Source organism: Streptococcus sp. 20925_1_22 (assembly GCF_041431685.1).
Taxonomy (GTDB): Bacteria; Bacillota; Bacilli; order Lactobacillales; family Streptococcaceae; genus Streptococcus.
In genome coordinates, this window is the sequence record NZ_JAPVYE010000003.1 from 227,148 (window position 1) to 247,193 (window position 20,046).

The window sequence follows — 20,046 nt, forward strand, 5'->3', positions numbered from 1 at the left end:
AGATGACCGATAACAGATTTATGTTAAATCTGTAAAAGAATATGGAAGTAATTCCTTGACCGTCATCACGACCGTCGATTTATCTTTAGCGACCAAGGTCACTTTTAGATCCTCAGCAAAAAATTCTGCCATTACTTGGCGGCAGGCACCACAGGGTGATATGGGTTTTTCCGTCTCACCATAGACAATCAGCTCCTCGAAGTCTAAAACTCCTTCTGAAACTGCCTTAAATATAGCTGTCCGCTCTCCACAGTTGGTCAAGCCAAAACTGGCATTTTCAACATTAACGCCGGTAAATACTCGTCCGTCTTTAACGACTAAAACCGCTCCGATGGGAAAATGAGAATAGGGAACATAAGCATTTTTGCTGGCTTGGACAGCCAAGTCAATCAACTCAGTAGTCGCCACTAGCTTCTTCTCCCTTCATAATTGCCACACCGGCTGAAGTTCCGATACGAGTCGCACCTGCTTCAATAAAGGCCAGCGCATCTTCATAAGAACGAGCACCGCCAGAAGCCTTGACGCCCATGTCAGGACCAACTGTTTTTCTCATAAGGGCAACATCTGCGACTGTCGCACCGCCAGTTGAAAATCCCGTAGAAGTCTTAACAAAATCAGCTCCAGCTTTCTGTGCCAGTTGGCAGGCTTTAACCTTTTCCTCATCTGTCAGTAGGCAAGTTTCCAGAATTACCTTGACCAAGGTACCGTTAGCAGCTTCTACAACCGCACGGATGTCTTGCTCTACCAAATCATAATTTTTAGACTTCAGAGCGCCGACATTGATGACCATATCCACTTCGCCCGCACCCTTTTGAATTGCGTCCTTCGTTTCAAAAGCTTTCACATCAGAAGTGTTGGCTCCTAAAGGAAAACCAATTGGCACACAAACCTTGACATCTGAGCCTTTTAGCTGCTCCGCAGCAAACTCTATCCAGGTTGGATTGACACAGATACTGGCAAAATCATAAACTTTTGCTTCTTCAATTAACTTCAGAATCTGCTCTTCTGACGCTTCAGGTTTTAAAAGCGTATGGTCTATATATTTGTTTAATTTCATGTTGGTCTCTCCTAGAATTAAGCAATAACCTCGATAATCTCGCTTACTGCAACGCTTTCATCACCTATTTTAACATTTTTTTGAAATTCTGTAACTAGTTCTTGAGAAATTTTTTCATTTGAATAAATTTTTGCGAAAACTTCTCCAATTTCGACCTTGTCTCCGACTTTCTTTTCGAAAACAATTCCTGTTTCATAATCTAAGTCGTCAGATTTAACTGCCCGTCCTGCTCCAAGTCTCATGGCAAAGAGGCCGAATTCCATAGCAGGCAGTTCAGTGATATAACCTGCCTGTTCTGCTTTCACATCTACAATATGAGCTGCACTTGATGGACGATAGAGATCTTCCAAGTCACCACCTTGAGCTACGACCATAGCTTCAAATTTCTTCAAAGCAGCACCGTTGGTCAGCTGTTCTCTTACTTCTTCCACCGTTTTCTCAACATCTGCCAGTCCGAGCATAATCTGAGCCAACTCACAAATGAAAGTTGTGATGTCTTCACGACCCCTGCCCTGCAAGATATCCAAAGCTTCTAAGATTTCCAGACGATTGCCAATGCTGGTTCCCAAAGGTTGACTCATATCTGTCAGAACAGCTACTGTTTTTCTTCCGACAGCCTTGCCCAAATCTACCATAGTACGTGCTAGTACACGAGCGTCATCAATATTTTTCATAAAGGCGCCTTCACCAACAGTCACATCCAGAAGTATACTGTCTGCACCAGCAGCAATTTTCTTACTCATAACAGAGCTAGCTATCAGCGGAATCGTATCAACAGTTGCTGTTACATCTCGCAAGGCATAGAGCAACTTATCCGCTAGCACCAACTGATCAGACTGACCGATAACGGACAAGCCGATTTCCTGCACCTGCTTGATAAAGTCTTGCTGACTGCGCTCTACCTGAAATCCTTTAATGGATTCCAATTTATCAATGGTTCCTCCAGTATAGCCCAACCCGCGGCCGCTCATTTTAGCAACAGGCACACCGAAACTAGCTACCAATGGTACCAAGACCAGAGTTACTTTATCACCAACACCGCCAGTAGAATGTTTATCTACTTTTATTCCCGTGATTTCTGACAAGTCAAACTGCTCTCCAGTTCCAACCATGGTCATAGTTAAATCCGAAATTTCCCGAGTTGTCATTCCCTTAAAATAGACAGCCATTGCAAAGGCTGCCATCTGATAGTCGGGCACCGTCCCGTCCACATAACCCTCAATCAGCCACTGAATTTCCTGACTGGTTAGCTCCAGACCGTCTCTCTTCTTTTGGATAATATCTACAGCACGCATCCTATTTTTCGCTCCTTAGTATATAGTAGCCTTTGTCCTTCTTAACAATCTCACAATTACCGAAGATAGCTTCCATCTTCGACTTGGCACTGGGCGCTCCTTGCTTCTTCTGAATCACAAGGGTCAAATCACCGCCTTCTGTCAAATGCTCATAGCTTCCGCTGATAACCTCATGTACAACCTGCTTACCAGCACGGATAGGCGGATTACTGATAATATGGTCGAAAATTCCAGTAACCTTTTCATAAACATTTGACTGGAAGATATGAGCAGATACCTGATTCCTCTCAGCATTCTTCTGAGCCAAGTCCAAGGCCCTCTGGTTGATATCTACCATGGTCGCAGCCACTCCGTATGCTTTGGCTAAGGTCAAACCTAAAGGCCCATAGCCGCAACCAACATCCAAGACCCGTTCTCCAGCTTCAAAGTCCAAGACAGACAAAAGGACCCGACTGCCATAATCAATCATCTTTTTACTGAAGACACCAGCATCTGTCAAAAAAGTCAGCCGGTGTCCTAACAGTTCCACATTTAATTCATGAATATCATGTTTGGCATCAGGATTTTCTGCAAAATACATTTTAGTCATACAACCATTTTATCATAATTTTCCTATATTTGTAAATCGTTTTCATTTCTCCAAAAAGTATGTTATACTAAAATCCATCATACAGGAGTAACTTATGACTAACGAATTTCTTCACTTTGAAAAAATCAGCCGCCATACATGGCAAAACCTGCACCGCAAAACAACTCCGCCCCTGACTCAGGCTGAACTTAACTCTATCAAGAGTTTCAATGACAAGATTAGCCTGCAGGATGTGACGGACATTTACCTCCCCTTGACCAACCTCATTCAGATCTATAAGCGTTCCAAGGAAGACTTGGCTTTTTCCAAGGGGATTTTTCTACAAAAAGAGAGCCGGAAACAGCCCTTTATCATCGGAGTTTCTGGCAGTGTCGCCGTTGGGAAATCCACCACCAGCCGCTTGCTGCAGATTTTACTTTCTCGGACTTTTTCAAATGCGACAGTCGAGCTAGTTACCACAGATGGTTTTTTATTTCCGAATAAAACCTTGGAAGATCATGGGATTTTAAACCGCAAGGGTTTCCCAGAAAGCTATAATATGGAGCTGCTTCTTTCCTTTCTGGATAGCATAAAAAACGGTCAGGATTTCCAAATTCCTGTCTATTCACATGAGACTTACGATATCGTCCCTCAGGAAATGCAAGAGGTAAAGGCTGCTGACTTTGTCATTGTCGAAGGCATCAATGTTTTCCAGAATCCTCAGAACGAGCGCCTCTATATGACAGACTTTTTTGACTTTTCTATCTATGTTGATGCAGAAGTCGAAAATATTGAAAATTGGTATCTAGATCGCTTTAAAAAAATGCTGACGCTGGCTGAAAACGACCCCAAAAACTACTACCACCGCTTCACCACTCAATCAGAAGAGGAAGTAGTAACCTTCGCCCATAATGTTTGGAAAAGCATTAACCTTGTCAACCTGCTAGACTACATTGAGCCAACCCGCAATCGGGCAGAAATTATCCTGCACAAAGCTGGAAATCATGAAATTGATGAAATTTACTTAAAAAAATAAAAAAGCTTGTCAAATCCTAACTTTTCATATATAATTAGATAGTTAGTATTTTCAATGGAGGTGAAACAACTTGGCAAACATTAAATCAGCTATCAAACGCGCTGAATTGAACGTGAAACATAACGAAAAAAACTCAGCTCAAAAGTCAGCTATGCGTACTGCAATCAAAGCATTTGAAGCAAACCCATCTGAAGAACTTTTCCGTGCTGCTAGCTCAGCTATCGATAAAGCAGAAACAAAAGGTTTGATCCACAAAAACAAAGCAAGCCGCGATAAAGCACGCCTTTCAGCTAAACTTGCTAAATAATGCATACAAAGGGAGCTCTCAGGAGCTTTTTTTGTTTCTCACACAAAGGAGAAAGGGATGAAAATAGCAATTATTGGTTATTCCGGTTCTGGCAAATCCACTTTAGCAGCACAACTGTCCCACCACTACTCCATTCCCAAACTTCACATGGATAGATTGCAGTTCCAACCTGGCTGGAAAGATAGTGATCGTGATTGGATGCGAAAACAAATGGACAATTTTTTGTCAAAAAATACCGACTGGATAATTGACGGAAACTACTCTTGGTGTTTTTATGAACGGCGGATGGCAGAAGCCGATCAAATTATCTTTCTGAACTTCTCTCGCTGGAACTGCCTCTATCGAGCTTTCAAACGCTATCTAAAATACCGCAACCGGACCAGAGAAAGCATGGCTCCAGGCTGCCCCGAAAAGTTTGACTGGGAGTTTATCTGCTGGGTTCTTTGGAAAGGACGACGTCAGACTGCACTGGCAAGATATAAGAAAATCCGACAAACTTTTCCTCAGAAATTCTACGAATTAAGAAATCAAAAAGAACTGACCAACTTCTTACAGAACCTTAAAACAAGCGAGCCCTAATGACTCACTTGTTTTTATTTGATTTTCTTTTTCTGGGGAAAGAGGGGCAGACCTAAAGAAGCTATTTTTTCAGCTGGAACCTTCATGCCGTCCTTAATCCACTTGGAAAGAACGGAAACAACTGCCGAACTCCAGAAGGAATTCATGTAAGAGTTAGTCGTTTTCTTAGCATTGCGATTGCGCTTTTCCAAAAAGTCAAATACAGCCTGAGTCAGTAGCTTTTCAAAATTATAGTCGATGGCTAGGCTGATAACCCGAGCTTCTTTCTTAGCTTCCTTAAAAAGAAAAAGCCAAATTTGGTACATCTCAGTTTTAAAGTTAAACTCTTCTAATTTATCCGTAATACCTTGAACAGTATTTTTAAAAATCTCTTCCAGAATCTGCTCTTTAGAGCTATAATTGCGGTAAAATGCAGCGCGGGAAACCCCTGCTCGCTCAACCAGCTCTGAAATCGTAATTTTTTTGAGTTCTTTCTTCTCCAACAGCTGCATGAGAGAGATTTCCAGAGACTCTCTCGTGATTTGATTGGATTCCTGATTGTATTTCTTTAAATTCGCGAGTGATTTTTCCGATATTTTCTTTTCCGACATAACAATTTCTTCCCTCTTGTCTCAGCTGACAGTTTCCGCTTTCTAGTAAGCATTCTTCATGTTATAATTGTAAAAAAAGACAGGTTTTTTGTCAATTTTTTTATTGTACATACTTGACAAAAAAAGGAGAAAAATATGACTTGGAAAATTATAGCTGACTCTGGCTGTGACTTTCGTGAAATGGCAAACTTGGCTAAAGACACACAGTTTGAAAGTGTTCCCTTGACCATTCAAGTGGAAAATGAAATCTTTGTAGATAATAAGGAACTTGATATTGACCTGATGATGGAGAAGATGTATGCTTCTTCTGCTGCTTCAAAGTCCGCCTGCCCTAGTCCAGATGACTATCTCAAAAGCTTTGAGGGAGCTGACAAGATCTTTGTGGTGACTATCACTGGAACTCTATCTGGCAGCAATAATAGTGCTCAGGTTGCTAAGAAAATCTTTTTAGAAGAACACCCTGATGCCCAGATTCATGTCATTGATAGTCTTTCTGCTGGCGGCGAGGTAGACTTACTTGTGACTAAACTCAACGAACTCATTCAGCAAGATCTTAGCTTTGATGAAGTTGTTGAAGTCATTAGTCGCTATCAAGAGAAAACTAAACTTCTCTTCGTTCTGGCAAAGGTAGATAACTTGGTCAAAAACGGCCGGCTTAGCAAGCTTCTGGGAACCGTTGTCGGCTTGCTCAATATCCGCATGGTCGGTGAAGCTAGCCAGACTGGTACTCTCGAGCTTCTACAAAAGGCACGCGGTCCGAAAAAGGCTCTTGCTTCTGCAATCGAAGAGCTACTGAAAGCTGGTTACAAGGGTGGCCGACTCATCATCGCTCACCGCAATAACGAAAAGTTCTGCCAGCAATTTAGCCAACTGGTACAAGAAAAGTATCCCCAAGCTCAAATCGAAATGGTGCCGACTTCAGGACTCTGCAGCTTCTACGCTGAGGAAGGCGGAATCTTAATGGGCTACGAAATTTAATACAATATCTAAAAAAGTAAAGGATTAGGTTAAGATAATTGATCTAATCCTTTACTTTTTCGATTTAATTCGCTATAATTGAAACAAGTAAAGGAGTTGATATTATGGCCAGAGGAAGAGGCGCCGCAAGCCCCCAAGACAAGGAAGCAAGTCTTCTCATTTCTAAAAAGCTCAAAGAACTTCTCAAGGAAACAGGTAAAAAACAAGTCGAACTATCTCGTGAAACAGGCATTCCTGCTAGTACACTGACTGGCTATATCAAAGGAACATCTCTGCCTATTGCAGCCAATCTAGAAAAGATTGCAAGATTTTTTGAGGTAGAGGTTGAAGAAATTGACCCTCGTTACCGACTAATTGCAGACATCCCTCAGCAATTCCCCGATTTAAATCGTATTTATCAACAACTTGATCAAGACAGACAGGGGAAAGGATTAAAGCTACTGGAAGCTAGCCTGACTGAGCAAGAAACACATGCCAGCTTAAAGGACGACTACTTCCCCTACTTGGTCCATGAAAACTACTACCTCTCTCAGCATAAACCTGAACAAGCTGATTTAGTCTGGTTGGACAGAGAAATTGACTACGATATTGCTCTTTGGGTACGAACAGACTCGTTAGAGCCCAAGTATCCGAGGGATTCCGTAGCGCTAATCAAGCAGACTCATTTTGAGCTTGCCGGTGCTATCTATGCTATTGACTATGACGGCCAAACCATTATAAAAAGGGTCTTCAACGATCCATCCGGTATTCGTCTGATTTCCCTTAATAAAAAATATAGTGACAAGTTTATTCCGCATGAGGAAGAGCCTAAGCTCATCGGCCGAGTCATGGCGACTTTCATGCCACTGGATGTAGAAAAAATACAGAAAAACAATTAACAGCTCTGCGAATGTGCAGAGCTGTTATTTTTACAGTCAAAAAATCAGAAAGTCTTTCGACTTCCTGATGCTTGTTTAATAAAATACTACTAGCTCTTCATTCAGCTTTTTCATGTAGTGTTTGTGGACTATGTAAGACAACACAGCTAAGCCTGCTAAAACTAGAGCGACTATCACATAAATTACCAGAGGCGCAAGAACATTGGATATAAAGAAGAGAAGAGTAATGACAATCACCATTCCTAAAATCAGAGCGATGGCTAAGAGAGTTTTCACCATATTATTATCTCGGCTCATCAATTCTGTGACATTGGACCAATTAGTCACCAGATGCTTGTAGTCTCGGTAGTAACCCCAAGAACTCCACATTAGACTAATCAAGGCCCAAACAATCACCATGCCCAAGAAAGTCAATGGATGCATACCGGAAACAAGGCTGGTTATCAAAAGCAAGGTCAAAGGCAGGATAGACTGGACGGCAAAGAGTTGCCAAAACTTCAGATGAATATATTGCTTCAAATCAAAGGGGAGAACCTTGAGATAATCAAAATTTTCCCTTTCCAGAGAAATCCCAATAGCCGTAAGGTTGCTGCCGCCTGAGTTTAGAGTTGCAATCAAAACAGCCAGAGCCATCATTGGCAAGAGGAAACGTGGTCCCAGATAAGAAGTCAAAGACAGGCCACCTTGTATCATGCCCATTCCCATACTGAAAATGACAATGTAAGGGAGAAAGGCCGACATAAAGATAGCTTGCATAATGACAGAACCCTCGCTCAAGAGCCTGATATTGTAATGCCAGACAAACTTTTTGAGATTTTTTGCTTCCGCAATATTGATGTCATGCACGCGCTCCCGCTTTCCTACTGAAGAGCCCGTCATGAGAGCTGCCTCATAAAACTCTGGAATCACCTTGGTCTTTACGATGAAAAATAGAAGAGCCGCAACTGCAACCCATCCCAAAAATCCCAGCAAGGAAGCTGTATGAAAAGGATGAAGGATAAAATCATAAAAGGCCTGAACTGGCGGAAAGAAAGCTTTGACCTCTGTACGATTTACAACGCTTCTGCTGTTCATTTGATTAATCATAAAATAGAGGAAAAAGGATCCAACGGAAACAAGAGCCAGAATGACATTGGACAGGATGGTCTTGTACTTCCTGAAAAAGACTGTCTTGGTAATGAAATGGACGGCAATCAGAATCAGAAAGGTGATGACTGAACTTAAAATCAGAATAGCAAGCAGAGCTAAGGGCAGGCCCAAGAAAGGATTACCACCTTGGAAAGTCAGAACCAAGAAATAACTGAACATAGGCAAAATGGCAATCAGCAAGGTCAGAATAACTGAAATGCTTTTGCCGACGATGATTTCTGCTTCGCTAAAAGCGTAGGGACGATAAGACTGCAAGTCCTTGCTTTCATAAAAGACATTGTAAAAAACCAGAAAGCCCTGAGACATAGAAAAGAGAGCAAAAGCAGAAACCAAATTGGCAAAGAGACCAGGATTGCCAACCAGTTGGTTCAGGGAGCCCATCAAGCCGAAAAGAAAGAGATAGACCAGTCCTAAAATCAGATACATGCGGATGGCCTTCAGCGATACATTGACCTTGCGCTCAGGATTCTTAGCTTGCATCTTGCGGTACTGTTGCAGCTGAGACGGCTGAATAGCATAGAGGATGTTGATATCAACGAGTTTTTTTATAGCTTTAATGCGCATCAGGACTCACCTCTTCTCTACGGCCTGCCAGACCAAGATAAATGGTTTCAAGAGACTGTTCTGGATGTTGGCCTTTTAGTTCTTCAATCGTTCCGTAGAAAATCAATTTCCCTTTTTTGAGAATGGCCACCTTATCACAGAGCTGCTCTGCAACTTCCAAGACATGGGTTGAAAAGAGAACTGTATTTCCTTTATCTGCATGTTCCCGCATCATTTGTTTGAGGTCAAAAGCTGCCTGCGGATCAAGACCAGTCAGCGGCTCATCCAGCACCCAAATATCCGGGTCAGACAAAAGCGCCGCTATGACGAAGACTTTTTGCCTCATCCCATGAGAAAATGAATCAATGACCTCATACCGATGAGAGCCAAAGTCGAAAATATGGAGCAGATTTCCCAGTCGCTCTTCGACTTCAGCATTTGTCATATCGTAAGAAGTCGCTACCAGTTCCCAGAACTCATTGGCAGTTAGGCGCAAAAATAAATCTGGTGAATCGGCTACATAGCCGATTTTTTTCTTGACTTCCAAGCGATTAGCTGATAATTCTTTCCCATCTACAATAATCTGTCCACTACTAGGATTGATGACGCTGACCAATGACTTAATGGTGGTAGATTTTCCCGCGCCATTGTGACCAATCAGACCGACGATTTCTCCGCTCTGCAAGGTTAGATTCAGCTGATTGAGAGCTACCGTTCCTTCATAAACTTTAGTGACATCTTTAAATTCAATCATAAGAGAGCTCCTTTACCGATTTCTATACAGATTAGTATACTCTTTTTGCGGCTTTTTGTCTCAGCTAAAAATGTTTCATTTTCAATTTTAAAAATATTTTTCAAATTATAAAAGAGTTAAATATCTATGAGAGTGAAAAAACGCAAACGATTGCGCCTTTCTGCTTCTTTTGGTACAATAAAGCCAATCAGTGAGAATGAAGAGGAAAATTTATATGGAAAACCAAACCTTAATGCAGTATTTTGAATGGTATCTGCCAGATGACGGTCAGCATTGGAACCGCTTAGCGGAAGATGCACCAAACTTAGCAGCGAAAGGAATTCGCAAAGTCTGGATGCCGCCAGCTTTCAAAGGAACTGGCTCTAATGATGTCGGATATGGTGTATACGACCTTTTTGATTTGGGAGAATTCGACCAAAAAGGGACCGTCCGCACAAAGTATGGATTGAAGGAAGAATACCTCCGAGCGATTGAAGCGCTTAGCCAAAACGGTATCGAAGCTATTGCAGATGTGGTTCTCAATCACAAGGCTGCAGCTGACTATAAAGAGCGCTTTACCGTTGTTGAAGTAGATCCTAACGACCGCACAAAGGTCTTGTCAGAACCTTTCGAAATCAAAGGCTGGACTAAGTTTGTCTTCCCAGGCCGCAAAAAAGCCTATAATGACTTCGAATGGCACTGGTACCACTTCACCGGCACTGACTATGATGCCAAAAACAACAAGTCAGGCATTTTTCTCATCCAAGGGGACAATAAAGGTTGGGCAGATGATGAGCTAGTGGACAACGAGAATGGTAACTACGACTATCTGATGTATGCGGATATTGATTTCAAGCACCCTGAAGTCATCCAAAATCTCTACGACTGGGCTCATTGGTTCATTGAAAGCACTGGTGTACATGGCTTTCGATTAGATGCTGTCAAGCACATTGATTCTTTCTTTATGAAGAATTTCATCCGCGATATTACTGAAAAATACGGTGAAGATTTCTATGTCTTTGGGGAATTTTGGAATAGCGATGAGAAGGCCAATAACGATTATCTAGAAAATATTGACTACCGCTTTGACCTAGTCGATGTTAAACTTCATCATAATTTATTTGATGCCAGCAAATCTGGAGCAGACTATGACCTGCGAACTATTTTTGACCAGACACTTGCAAAGAATCATCCTGAATCAGCTGTAACCTTTGTGGACAACCACGATACTCAGAGAGGGCAGGCCCTGGAGTCTACAGTTGAAGAATGGTTCAAGCCTGCGGCCTATGCTCTCATACTTCTAAGAGAAGCCGGATTGCCTTGCGTCTTTTACGGAGACTACTATGGCATTAGCGGAGAATTTGCCCAAGAGAGCTTTCAAGAGCTACTGGATAAACTCCTAGACATCCGTCTCAATCTAGCCTATGGTGAGCAGATTGACTACTTGGACGATGCCAATTGTATCGGCTGGACTCGCCAAGGCAAGGACGATGGTCAACCAATCGCTGTTCTTATCAATAATGACCAAGCAACCAGCAAATCTATGCTGGTCGGTACGGAATGGGCTGGCAGAGAATTCAGCGACTATCTAGGCAACAGCTCCCAAATCGTAACTATTGACGACCAAGGCTGGGGAGAATTTCCTGTGGAGGAAAAATCAGTTAGTGTCTGGAGTGTCAGATAAGTCACAGCAAAAATATGGAAAAAGAAAAATAAGACCAAATTGGCCTTATTTTTTTCGTTCTTTCTTGGAATGTAGTAAGCCAACGGAAGCCAAAAGGCTGATAATTGCTGCTCCCAAGAATGATGAATTTGTGTTTCCAGTATTTGGTAATTGATGTTTGGACACTCGAGACAGAACAGGAGTAGTCTCAGAGTTTTCAACCTTTACAGGACTCTTCTGCTCAGAAGTTTCTGTTCCCAAAGCTATTTGAGTATTCGTTTTTGGCACGTATACATAAGTTCGAACGCCATTTGCTTCCGTTACAGAAACAAAACCATATTTTTCAAAATTCTTAGCATCTAGCAAACCAAATTCTGCTGCTGCCAATGGCCGTCCATCTACATCTAGGAAAAGAGTGATTTCAATAGCCGGCTTGTCCACAATCGGAGCGTCTGTCGGTAATTCATGAACACTTGCTCGGTAGACATGGGTGCGAATGCCATCCTCATCACTGCTGGATTGGAAATCATAACCAGCGATGGTCTTAGACGCCACCAAACCACGCTCTGGGTCTGATAACTCTTGACCTGATTCATCTACAAAGCGAGTCATCGACATGACTGGGCGCTCTTCACTTGGTGCATCTGTCGGTACTTCGTGCACACTTGCTCGATAGACATGCGTACGAATGCCGTCCTCATCACTGCTGGATTGGAAATCATAGCCGGCAATAGTCTTAGACGCCACCAAACCACGCTCTGGGGCTGATAACTCTTGACCTGTTTCATCTACAAAGCGAGTCATCGACATGACTGGGCGCTCTTCACTTGGTGCGTTTGTCGGTACTTCATGCACACTAGCACGATAGACGTGGGTGCGAATACCGTCCTCGTCACTGCTGGACTGGAAGTCATAGCCAGCGATAGTCTTAGAAGCTACTAAACCTCGCTCTGGATCTGATAGCTCTTGACCTGATTCATCTACAAAGCGGGTCATTTCCAAGACAGGCTTGTCCTCGCTTGGAGCGTCATTTGGAAGCTGGTGCTGGCTGAGTTCATACTCATAGACGATTTCTTTGGTTCTTCCTGCTTCATACTCTCCCGATTCAGCATCATAGGCAGTTAGCCGAGATTTATAAGTATAGAGCTTGTTATTATAGGAAATTAGAGGTTTAGGACTGACTGTATATCTAGTCTTACCTGGTTGCTCATCCGTAATAGGGTTAGCAATAGCATGCCCCTGCTCGTCTTGGTACCGGACAAGAACCTTGCCCGGTTCGGTCTCTCCTTCCCCAACCTTCTTAACATCCGAAACTTTAAAGACGAAACCTTCAGCTTTGACCGTTCTGAAAAGTTTATCTAGCTCTCCTTGATCAGGTTCATAACCACCTGTTGTCTGTCCACCACCAGGGATAGTATCTTCTATAAACTTGAAGCCACCATCTGGTGTTTCAGCAATATTAGGAACTCCTGCGATATCAATCGTATAGTCTCGATCAAAATAATAACGAGTCTTATCATTAGGTTTCATCAGATATAGTTTATAGTGGAAGGTCTTAATATTATCCTTACCAAACCAGGGTCTCTCTAGAGAAGGATTTTTACCCAGCCAATCAATATGTACAAAGGGCTTTTCATATAGATTATATTTTCTCAAAATATTATCTGCAACATCATCAATGGCACCATTATTTAAACCTCTATAAAACCCCCAAAATTGATTGCCTATAGGATATAGAGTGTTATAATCAAAAGAATCAAAATAGATGTGATTTGTAGCGAAATTATCCCTTGAATCTACAAGTGAATAATTTTTTCCTTTCCAGTAAGTGTATTCATCTCCAGCTTCCTTTCCACTGATAAGCAATTTTTGAAAGAAAGGGTTCATATAATAACTAAATTCTTCAGAACTTGCTTGAATTTGGAATAAATTAGGATTAGTAAGAATAATCTGCTTAATCTCTTCCATAGACAATACTCTATTATCTGACTCAGGTAAATACTTTCTAGAAAATGCCTCTTCAAATGTTAAACCTGAGTGTTCCCATACCTTCATCTGCAAAAATCTCTTTGTAGGAAAGGTTTCCTCGACAGTCAAATCCAACTCAGAACGCGGAATGATGGCTTTTGGTATCTTCGCTACTTCTTCTGGACTTGGATTTGGATTGAATATAGCCTCCCACTTATTCAAAAAGAAGAGGGCAGTATTATTTTGAATTAGCGATTGACCATAATAAACTTCTCCTGAAGGAACTTCTTGAAAGTGTTCATCTCTGACTAGATTTAAATCTTTTACTTGCTTTAAATCAATGTATTTAAAGACACCATCCATCTTACGGATCGCATAAGCATGATCATACTTTTTAGCTGCTTCTTCTATTTGCTCCACCGACTGTATCTCAGGCATGACAGATGTCATGGTTGCAGCCTTAGTTATTTCATCTCTCTCTCCCTTGGTATGATAGTCATAAAATTCTTGAGCTAATTGTTTGATTTCAGGCGTGACTTGGGCCGCACCCTTCTCTCCTTCTTCTGAGATGGTCAGACCGGAAGCTTCCTCTGCTGGTGTATTTTTGATTGTCCCATCATTTGGCAGTTCTTGATTGACAGGAGGTGTCGCCTGGTTATTCTGGACTTGATTCCCCTCTGTTTCACTACTTACCTCCTCTGCTTGTACAGTAACTGCCATTGTTCCAGCAAGCAGCAAGGACAGAGGAATTGGGACTAATTTCATTCCCAGTTCTAATTTTTTCCCTAAAGTCTTTTTCATCTTCTTCTCCTTTTAATCTCCTATTTTAGACATTTTAAAAACTTTTTCCCATAAATTGACTAGTAGCTCTCTGTTATAGCGATTGGCAAGTTCTTTGGATCTTGCCGACAATCCCCTCCATTCTTTTTCTCCAAATTGGCTAAATTGCTCCAAATGGACAACATATTGATTAGCGTCATTTTGCGGTATAAGCCATCCATTCTCTCCATGCTTAATATAAGCGCGATTAGCATAGCGCACATCCAGACCAATCAGAGGCAAGCCATTGACCAGAGCCTCATAGAGCGATGTCGCAAAGGCTTCCGATAAGGAAGTGCTAATATAGGCATCATAAGCTTGATAAGGTATTTGAGACTGATAGCCCTTAAAGTGAACCAAGTCTTCCAAATCATTGAGCTCAAGGACATCTTGCAGCATGGCCATGTCAGGACCATCTCCATAGATGTCAAGAGTAAACTGCCTATGACCTTTAAATTTCAATAAAGCCATAATTTTCAACAATAACAGAACATTTTTCTCCTCAGATAAACGACTGACTGTCACCAAGTGAATATCCTTTGAATCAAATACCCTCTCTCTTGGATATTGGACTACTTGTTCTGCATAGGTGGTTGGAATAAAGAGGGCCTTATCCCTCATCTTTTGAGGCAGATAGGCCTCCTGACCTTCGCCAACCAAAATCAAAGAGTCTAATACATCCTGATCAAGCCAGCCCATGACTTTTTTATTTAACTCTTGTCCCAGGGCAATCATGTGATCCTGATGAAGGACGCGTGCTACATGAAAATCTTGCTCACGCCTCAAGAGAATATTTTCTGGAATATCCAGACGCTCCATCATCAGCCAGTCTTCTGGCTCAAGCTCCTCCTCAGCAAACTCCTGAAGACTCCTACCAGCTAATTCTATGCCCAGAAAACGGACTTTACTCCTATCAATTCCCAAGGCTTTATAACTATCCAGCACAAGCTGCCTAGAAGAGGCATTAGCATATATATCTGTATCCGCTTCAGAAACCCACAATTCATAAGGGACTTTCATTTCTTCAAAAAGCTCAAAACGATTGCGGAGGGCAATATCAATCCCAAACGCCCTAGAGCGGATACAAGCATCCACACAAACTACTTTCATTTTCTCCCTTTTAACCTAAAGTAATTCTATATAATAATATCTCACAACTTACAATTTTATGCAAGCGTTTCAGATGATTTTTTCTAAAATTTGATTGCTCACTCCACCAAGCCACTCCTTAGATAAGCATCCACCATGCGCTCTGTCGCAACAACTGAATCAATATGGGTACGCTCATAAGAGTGGCTGGATTCGATGCCGGCACCTAGCAGAGCATGCTTGACTTCTGCTCCTGCACTCATAGCTGCAGAGGCGTCTGATCCGTAAAACGGATAGATGTCCAGTTTGTAAGAAATGTCCTGCTCCTTGGCTAAATTTACCAAATGCTGGCGGAAGCCATAGTGATAAGGTCCTGATGCGTCCTTGACACAGATGGAAACCGTATACTCATCTGTCTGCTGGTCGTCACCCATAGCGCCCATATCAACAGCCAGATACTCCACAGCTTGCTCCGGCAAGCTGGAGTTAGCCCCATGACCAACCTCTTCAAAAACACTGAAAGCAAAATGAGTCGTCACCGGAAGCTGAATATTTTCCTCTTTATAAACTCGCAAAAGATTGAGCAAAATAGCTGCGCTGACCTTGTCATCCAAAAAGCGAGACTTGATAAAGCCAGACTCGGTAACTGTGGTACGAGGATCAAAGGAAATAAAATCACCGACTTCGATTCCTAAATCGCGAGTTTCTTTCTCACTTGTCACCTTTTCATCCAAACGAACTTCCATATTGTCCTGAGTACGTTCAACCGTCCCAGCATCCTTATAGACATGGCAGGAAGTCTGGTGAACTAAGATAGTCCCATTGATAGTCTTGCCACTGCTGGCCACATGGACTAGGCAGTTTTCTCCTTCAATCATGTTCCAAGGGAAACCACCAATCCGATCCAGCTTGAGACGACCGTCAGACTTAATAGCCCGAACAATAGCCCCCAGAGTATCCACATGGGCAGTCACTACCCGATGCTGGGCATCATTTTCACCCTTAACCACAACATGGACGCCGCCTTTATTGGTCCGGACAGGCTCATAGCCCATTTCCCCCAGCGTTTTCACCAGATAGTCTGCCACCTCAGCCGTAAAGCCTGTTGGCGAAGGGATAGCCGTTAATTCTTGTAAATATTGAACAGTTTGATTCATGAATGTCTCCTCATCGTTTTTCTTTATTATAGCACAAAGAAAGCCTGAGCAAATAGATTTTCAGCAGGCTTTTAATGATCAAATGCAAGAAAAACTCCTCAATTACTATCGCTGTACTGCTGCTCTTTATCCTCCTGGACTTAATTCTTTTTCAACTCCCAAAAGAATAGATTGCCCAACAATCCTAAGAGAAAAAGCAAGATAGGAATGGCATAAGCTGCTAGGGGATTATAAGCTTCTCCAGCACTAATTTTCATCTGAGAGCCATATGGAGCTATCAACTGATAATAATTAAGACCGCAAAACAAAATCGAAAAGAAAAAGATAGAAAAATAAAGCCGATAGAGATGCCCTAGCAGCTGTCCTTTGAATAAATAAGTAACTTCCCCCATCAGTGTTGCAAAATTCATAACAGCAATTACAAAATAAACAATGACAACAGGAACTAAAAATAGAAAAAGGTAAAGATAACCATAAACAACCCCCGGCTCTGGCTCAATTCCCCAATAACCGTACTGAAAAACCAGTAGATACAAAAATAGGGGCAAAAAAGGAATCACCCTAAACTTCTTATTTTTCATCCACATCTCCCTTTAAATAAAGAAACTTTTTCTTATTTTATTATAACAAACCTTCTTTATAAAACAAGAATTCTCTTTTATTTTAAAGTATTCATTGACTGTGAAATCAAGCTTAGCAAATTTCAGCCACCGTAAAAAACAGCCATTCAAATGCCTGCTTACTTTAGAGTTTATATGTTTAAGCGTCAGTACATTATCAAGGATAGATGGTGACAAAGACAAAAAAATCATCTCAGCTAGCTGAGATGATTTGTCTGGCTAAAATTAATTAGCTTTTTTGAAACGATAGACAAGAGCTGATAAAAGAATCAGTGCAAATCCTGCTGCTATCGCAAAGATAGATGTTTCACTGCCAGTTTTCGGCAAAACTTTTTTGCCAGTTGCTGATCCACGAACATCTTTTCCATCTTTATCTGACGAATTACCTGGGGTTCCATCCGTCGAACCGCTTGGTTTATCACCAGATGATGACGGTGGTGGTGTCGAATCTGAAGAAGATGGTGGTGGTGTTGGTCCTTGTGGACGTCTAGCTTCAAATGTCCATGTGCCTGTAAATTTGACATCTGAGCCTGCAATAGTTTTACTATCCGCGTCATATTTAAGGAATTTCCAAGTACCTCCAGTTACTTCAATAGAATCCTTAGCTGGCTGAACCGCTTGAACTGCAGTACCATCTGTGTATTCATTGGCATCGGTCGGCAGCAATTCTGTTACCTCTGCAGGTAAGGCGCGATTCGGATCTTCGCTTACAAATTCATACGTCACCTTATATTTCGGCGCTGGAATGAAATTCCATTTACCAGTAAATTTAAGGTCCTTATCCGCAACAGTCTGTGCATTCGTTTCTGCATAGCCTTCGAAAGTCCATGTGCCTTCAGTAACTGTAACACTTGTTTTAGCAGGCTGCTTAGCGTCTACATTAGTACCACTAGTGTAGCGATTAGTATCTGCTGGAAGCAAATCAGTTACTTCTTTTGGCAGGTTTGGATAGGCTGGGTTAGAGCTGAGAAACTCATAGCTGACACCATAGTCTTTATAACTGTTGGTGAATGTTGGATTGTTACCTGCGACAGCAGCTTCCAATTTAGCATTGTTTTCAGTCACTGTGACAGTCACAGTATGTTCTTTACTGTCATACGTTACTCCAGCTTCATTTCCAGCCACTTCTTTCAGCTTGTAGGTATAAGTCCCTTCTTTATCATAGTTGATCTCAGGAAACTTGATATTACCATTGGCGTCATTTGTTGCTTGAAGTTCCACGTTATTTCCGCCAACCTCAGTCAGCTTGAAAGTGTACTTACCAGCTTCAAGTGCTTTACCATCCAGAACTTTCTTAGCGGTAATCGCTGCAGTTGCTGGCTCTAACTTGTAGGTATTGGTGAAAGCATCACGGTCATAGGTAACCGCTGCTGTCTTGACGCCGTTGTTGTCTGTTACAGTAACAGTAACATTGATGTCTGAATTTGCATCGTTTGTCACACCTGGCAGATTGCTTGCTCGTTCACGAATGACATAGTTAAAGGTTCCCTCATTTTTGAAACGAAGTTTCTTAAAGGTGACGGCACCGTCTTTGTTTGTTACCGTTTGAACAACTTTGTCGTTGTCATCCTTATTGATCAAATCAAAAGTAAATTCACCATCTGCCAAATTGCGGCCAGTCAATTCCTTTTTGACTTTGAAGATAACTTCATCCGAACGGGTACCTTCCCCGACACCATCAAGAGTTGTCAAAGGTGCAAATGGACGTGATACTAAATCTGGCATCTTTTGTCCATTAGACGTAACGGTTACATCGTTAAAGGCTTTTTTGGTCACCTTATCAACTGGCTCTGTCAAACGTGTCCGATAGATAACATAAATACCTCTTCCACTCAAATCCCCAGCATTGACTGTGAAATGATTGGAGTCAGTGATTGTCACAATCTGGCTCGGATTAAAGGATTGACGTGTGCCAGAAGCACCTTCCCACTCAGTAAAGTAGTAACCTGTAATCCCTGAATCTTCATCCAGCTCTTGGCCTTCTGGAATAGCGTCCTCAATGACAACTTGACCAAGATTTTGGACATCACGATTGACACGGATACGCCAGTTGACGTAGTTTGGATCCTTAGAATCCTGAACCCCCCACTTGGAATACCCCTGAGGTTCTTCATCAACCTTGATACGCTTCAGCCTATAGGTTCTAGCACCTGGGAAATTAACTTCTTGCTCTTGGTCATAAGGCATATTATCAGCCCAAACCACTGTGAAAGAAGATTGAATACGCTTGGTATCTGGCATTTTCGCAAAATACTCAGCATTTGTGACTGTAATGGTCGCTGTATTGGTAACAGGATCTGTCACCAACTTGGCAACAACAGTACCATCCGGTGCACTTATGTTTTCCTCCAAAGTTCGCTCAATTTTGAACTGTGATGGAACACGATAAACCATGGTATCACCATTATTTAATACTTTGCTATCCTCAAATGTATAGGTCGGAGCAATGTAAAATTTACCTTCACCGTAGCCTGTATCCTTTAAAGGATTAGTATTAATGGTAACATCTGTAGTTAGCTGATAATCACTTTCACCTAACTCTGCAGCAGAAACCCTAGGACTTGAGCTTAACAAGGGAAGAAAGGTTGATACCAAAAGCAGCAAAGTCATCAGAGCATGAGACACTTTATGATAAGTTTGTTTCACCTTGAATGCGGTCCTCCTTCTTTTTATATTTTATTTTAGACAAATGCTGGCAGGCACACCATCACCTGTCTACCCCCTCATTTTCAGCCGGTTCTAAATCAAGATTTATTACCAAACTAAAAATGATAGTACTCGTATATGATAAGCAAATATGACATATACATATCAATTATAACATAAAAATTATAATTTACGCCTTGTAAACTATAATTTTTATTATCATTTTTCTATTCTTTGTCTACTTTCGTTACAAAAAAGTTACAAATTGGTTTTTAATCTAACTCGGATGGATTATTATTGTTTTATTAGAAATAAATGGCAAAAAATACCTAGACTTTTTATAGTCTAGATATTTTTAGTATTTCTGAAAA

General features: G+C 41.6%; 18 protein-coding genes. 6 read left to right on the forward strand and 12 right to left on the reverse strand.

What is annotated here, in order from left to right:
* Positions 1 to 18 precede the first annotated feature (18 nt).
* The 4 genes from O3621_RS05520 to O3621_RS05535 are packed head-to-tail and all read right to left on the reverse strand — an operon-like array spanning position 19 to position 2,941.
* Entirely contained in the window at positions 19 to 408 is a 390-nt protein-coding gene (locus O3621_RS05520; protein ID WP_314449773.1) for a cytidine deaminase, read from the reverse strand.
* Positions 395 to 1,057 carry a deoxyribose-phosphate aldolase gene (gene deoC / locus O3621_RS05525; protein ID WP_314449774.1) on the reverse strand — a complete coding sequence of 221 codons (663 nt, stop codon included), beginning with the start codon at positions 1,055 to 1,057 and terminating at the stop codon, positions 395 to 397. Before deoC ends, O3621_RS05520 begins: the two co-directional genes overlap by 14 nt.
* A 17-nt stretch (positions 1,058 to 1,074) precedes the next feature.
* On the reverse strand, positions 1,075 to 2,352 hold the full coding sequence (locus O3621_RS05530; protein WP_314449775.1) for a pyrimidine-nucleoside phosphorylase: 1,278 nt from the start codon (positions 2,350 to 2,352) through the stop codon (positions 1,075 to 1,077).
* 1 nt (position 2,353) lies between these two features.
* Complete coding sequence (locus O3621_RS05535; RefSeq protein ID WP_314449776.1) at positions 2,354 to 2,941, reverse strand: class I SAM-dependent methyltransferase; 588 nt, start codon at positions 2,939 to 2,941, stop codon at positions 2,354 to 2,356.
* Positions 2,942 to 3,035: 94 nt separating this feature from the next.
* On the opposite strand from O3621_RS05535, the gene coaA reads away from it, so the two are divergent.
* From coaA to O3621_RS05550, 3 genes are all read left to right on the forward strand, one after another.
* The gene (gene coaA / locus O3621_RS05540; RefSeq protein WP_002895656.1) at positions 3,036 to 3,956 is read left to right on the forward strand and encodes a type I pantothenate kinase; all 921 of its coding nucleotides are present in this window, start codon (positions 3,036 to 3,038) and stop codon (positions 3,954 to 3,956) included.
* 70 nt (positions 3,957 to 4,026) lie between these two features.
* Positions 4,027 to 4,263 (forward strand): 30S ribosomal protein S20, encoded by a 237-nt coding sequence (gene rpsT / locus O3621_RS05545; protein ID WP_002895661.1) that lies wholly within the window; start codon positions 4,027 to 4,029, stop codon positions 4,261 to 4,263.
* 57 nt (positions 4,264 to 4,320) lie between these two features.
* Positions 4,321 to 4,842, forward strand: a complete 522-nt coding sequence (locus O3621_RS05550; protein ID WP_371513870.1) for a DNA topology modulation protein — start codon at positions 4,321 to 4,323, stop codon at positions 4,840 to 4,842.
* A gap of 14 nt (positions 4,843 to 4,856) precedes the next feature.
* On the opposite strand, the gene O3621_RS05555 is transcribed toward O3621_RS05550, so the two are convergent.
* Positions 4,857 to 5,432, reverse strand: coding sequence for a TetR/AcrR family transcriptional regulator (locus O3621_RS05555; protein ID WP_002895666.1), 576 nt, complete (start codon positions 5,430 to 5,432; stop codon positions 4,857 to 4,859).
* A gap of 135 nt (positions 5,433 to 5,567) precedes the next feature.
* Between O3621_RS05555 and O3621_RS05560 the strand changes: the two genes are divergently transcribed.
* Positions 5,568 to 6,410 carry a DegV family protein gene (locus O3621_RS05560; RefSeq protein ID WP_009660352.1) on the forward strand — a complete coding sequence of 281 codons (843 nt, stop codon included), beginning with the start codon at positions 5,568 to 5,570 and terminating at the stop codon, positions 6,408 to 6,410.
* Between the two features lie 104 nt (positions 6,411 to 6,514).
* Positions 6,515 to 7,288 (forward strand): XRE family transcriptional regulator, encoded by a 774-nt coding sequence (locus O3621_RS05565; protein WP_009660399.1) that lies wholly within the window; start codon positions 6,515 to 6,517, stop codon positions 7,286 to 7,288.
* A gap of 75 nt (positions 7,289 to 7,363) precedes the next feature.
* Here O3621_RS05565 and O3621_RS05570 read toward each other — a convergent pair whose 3' ends face one another.
* Both O3621_RS05570 and O3621_RS05575 read right to left on the reverse strand, forming a co-directional pair.
* Positions 7,364 to 9,001: a hypothetical protein gene (locus O3621_RS05570; RefSeq protein WP_009660466.1), complete on the reverse strand. Its 1,638-nt coding sequence runs from the start codon at positions 8,999 to 9,001 to the stop codon at positions 7,364 to 7,366.
* A complete protein-coding gene (locus tag O3621_RS05575) occupies positions 8,991 to 9,734 on the reverse strand; it encodes an ABC transporter ATP-binding protein (RefSeq protein WP_009660324.1) in 744 nt (247 codons plus the stop codon). Before O3621_RS05575 ends, O3621_RS05570 begins: the two co-directional genes overlap by 11 nt.
* A 196-nt stretch (positions 9,735 to 9,930) precedes the next feature.
* Between O3621_RS05575 and O3621_RS05580 the strand changes: the two genes are divergently transcribed.
* Positions 9,931 to 11,397, forward strand: a complete 1,467-nt coding sequence (locus O3621_RS05580; RefSeq protein ID WP_314449777.1) for an alpha-amylase — start codon at positions 9,931 to 9,933, stop codon at positions 11,395 to 11,397.
* A 45-nt stretch (positions 11,398 to 11,442) separates the two neighbouring features.
* On the opposite strand, the gene O3621_RS05585 is transcribed toward O3621_RS05580, so the two are convergent.
* The 5 genes from O3621_RS05585 to O3621_RS05605 form a co-directional block, all read right to left on the reverse strand.
* Positions 11,443 to 14,145: a MucBP domain-containing protein gene (locus O3621_RS05585; protein WP_002902820.1), complete on the reverse strand. Its 2,703-nt coding sequence runs from the start codon at positions 14,143 to 14,145 to the stop codon at positions 11,443 to 11,445.
* 12 nt (positions 14,146 to 14,157) lie between these two features.
* Positions 14,158 to 15,273 carry a glycosyltransferase gene (locus tag O3621_RS05590; protein ID WP_002900503.1) on the reverse strand — a complete coding sequence of 372 codons (1,116 nt, stop codon included), beginning with the start codon at positions 15,271 to 15,273 and terminating at the stop codon, positions 14,158 to 14,160.
* A 98-nt stretch (positions 15,274 to 15,371) separates the two neighbouring features.
* Positions 15,372 to 16,409 (reverse strand): M42 family metallopeptidase, encoded by a 1,038-nt coding sequence (locus O3621_RS05595; protein WP_002900504.1) that lies wholly within the window; start codon positions 16,407 to 16,409, stop codon positions 15,372 to 15,374.
* A gap of 140 nt (positions 16,410 to 16,549) precedes the next feature.
* Positions 16,550 to 16,996, reverse strand: coding sequence for a hypothetical protein (locus O3621_RS05600; RefSeq protein WP_002900505.1), 447 nt, complete (start codon positions 16,994 to 16,996; stop codon positions 16,550 to 16,552).
* 258 nt (positions 16,997 to 17,254) lie between these two features.
* Positions 17,255 to 19,675 (reverse strand): SHIRT domain-containing protein, encoded by a 2,421-nt coding sequence (locus O3621_RS05605; RefSeq protein ID WP_002900506.1) that lies wholly within the window; start codon positions 19,673 to 19,675, stop codon positions 17,255 to 17,257.
* Positions 19,676 to 20,046: the final 371 nt, after the last annotated feature.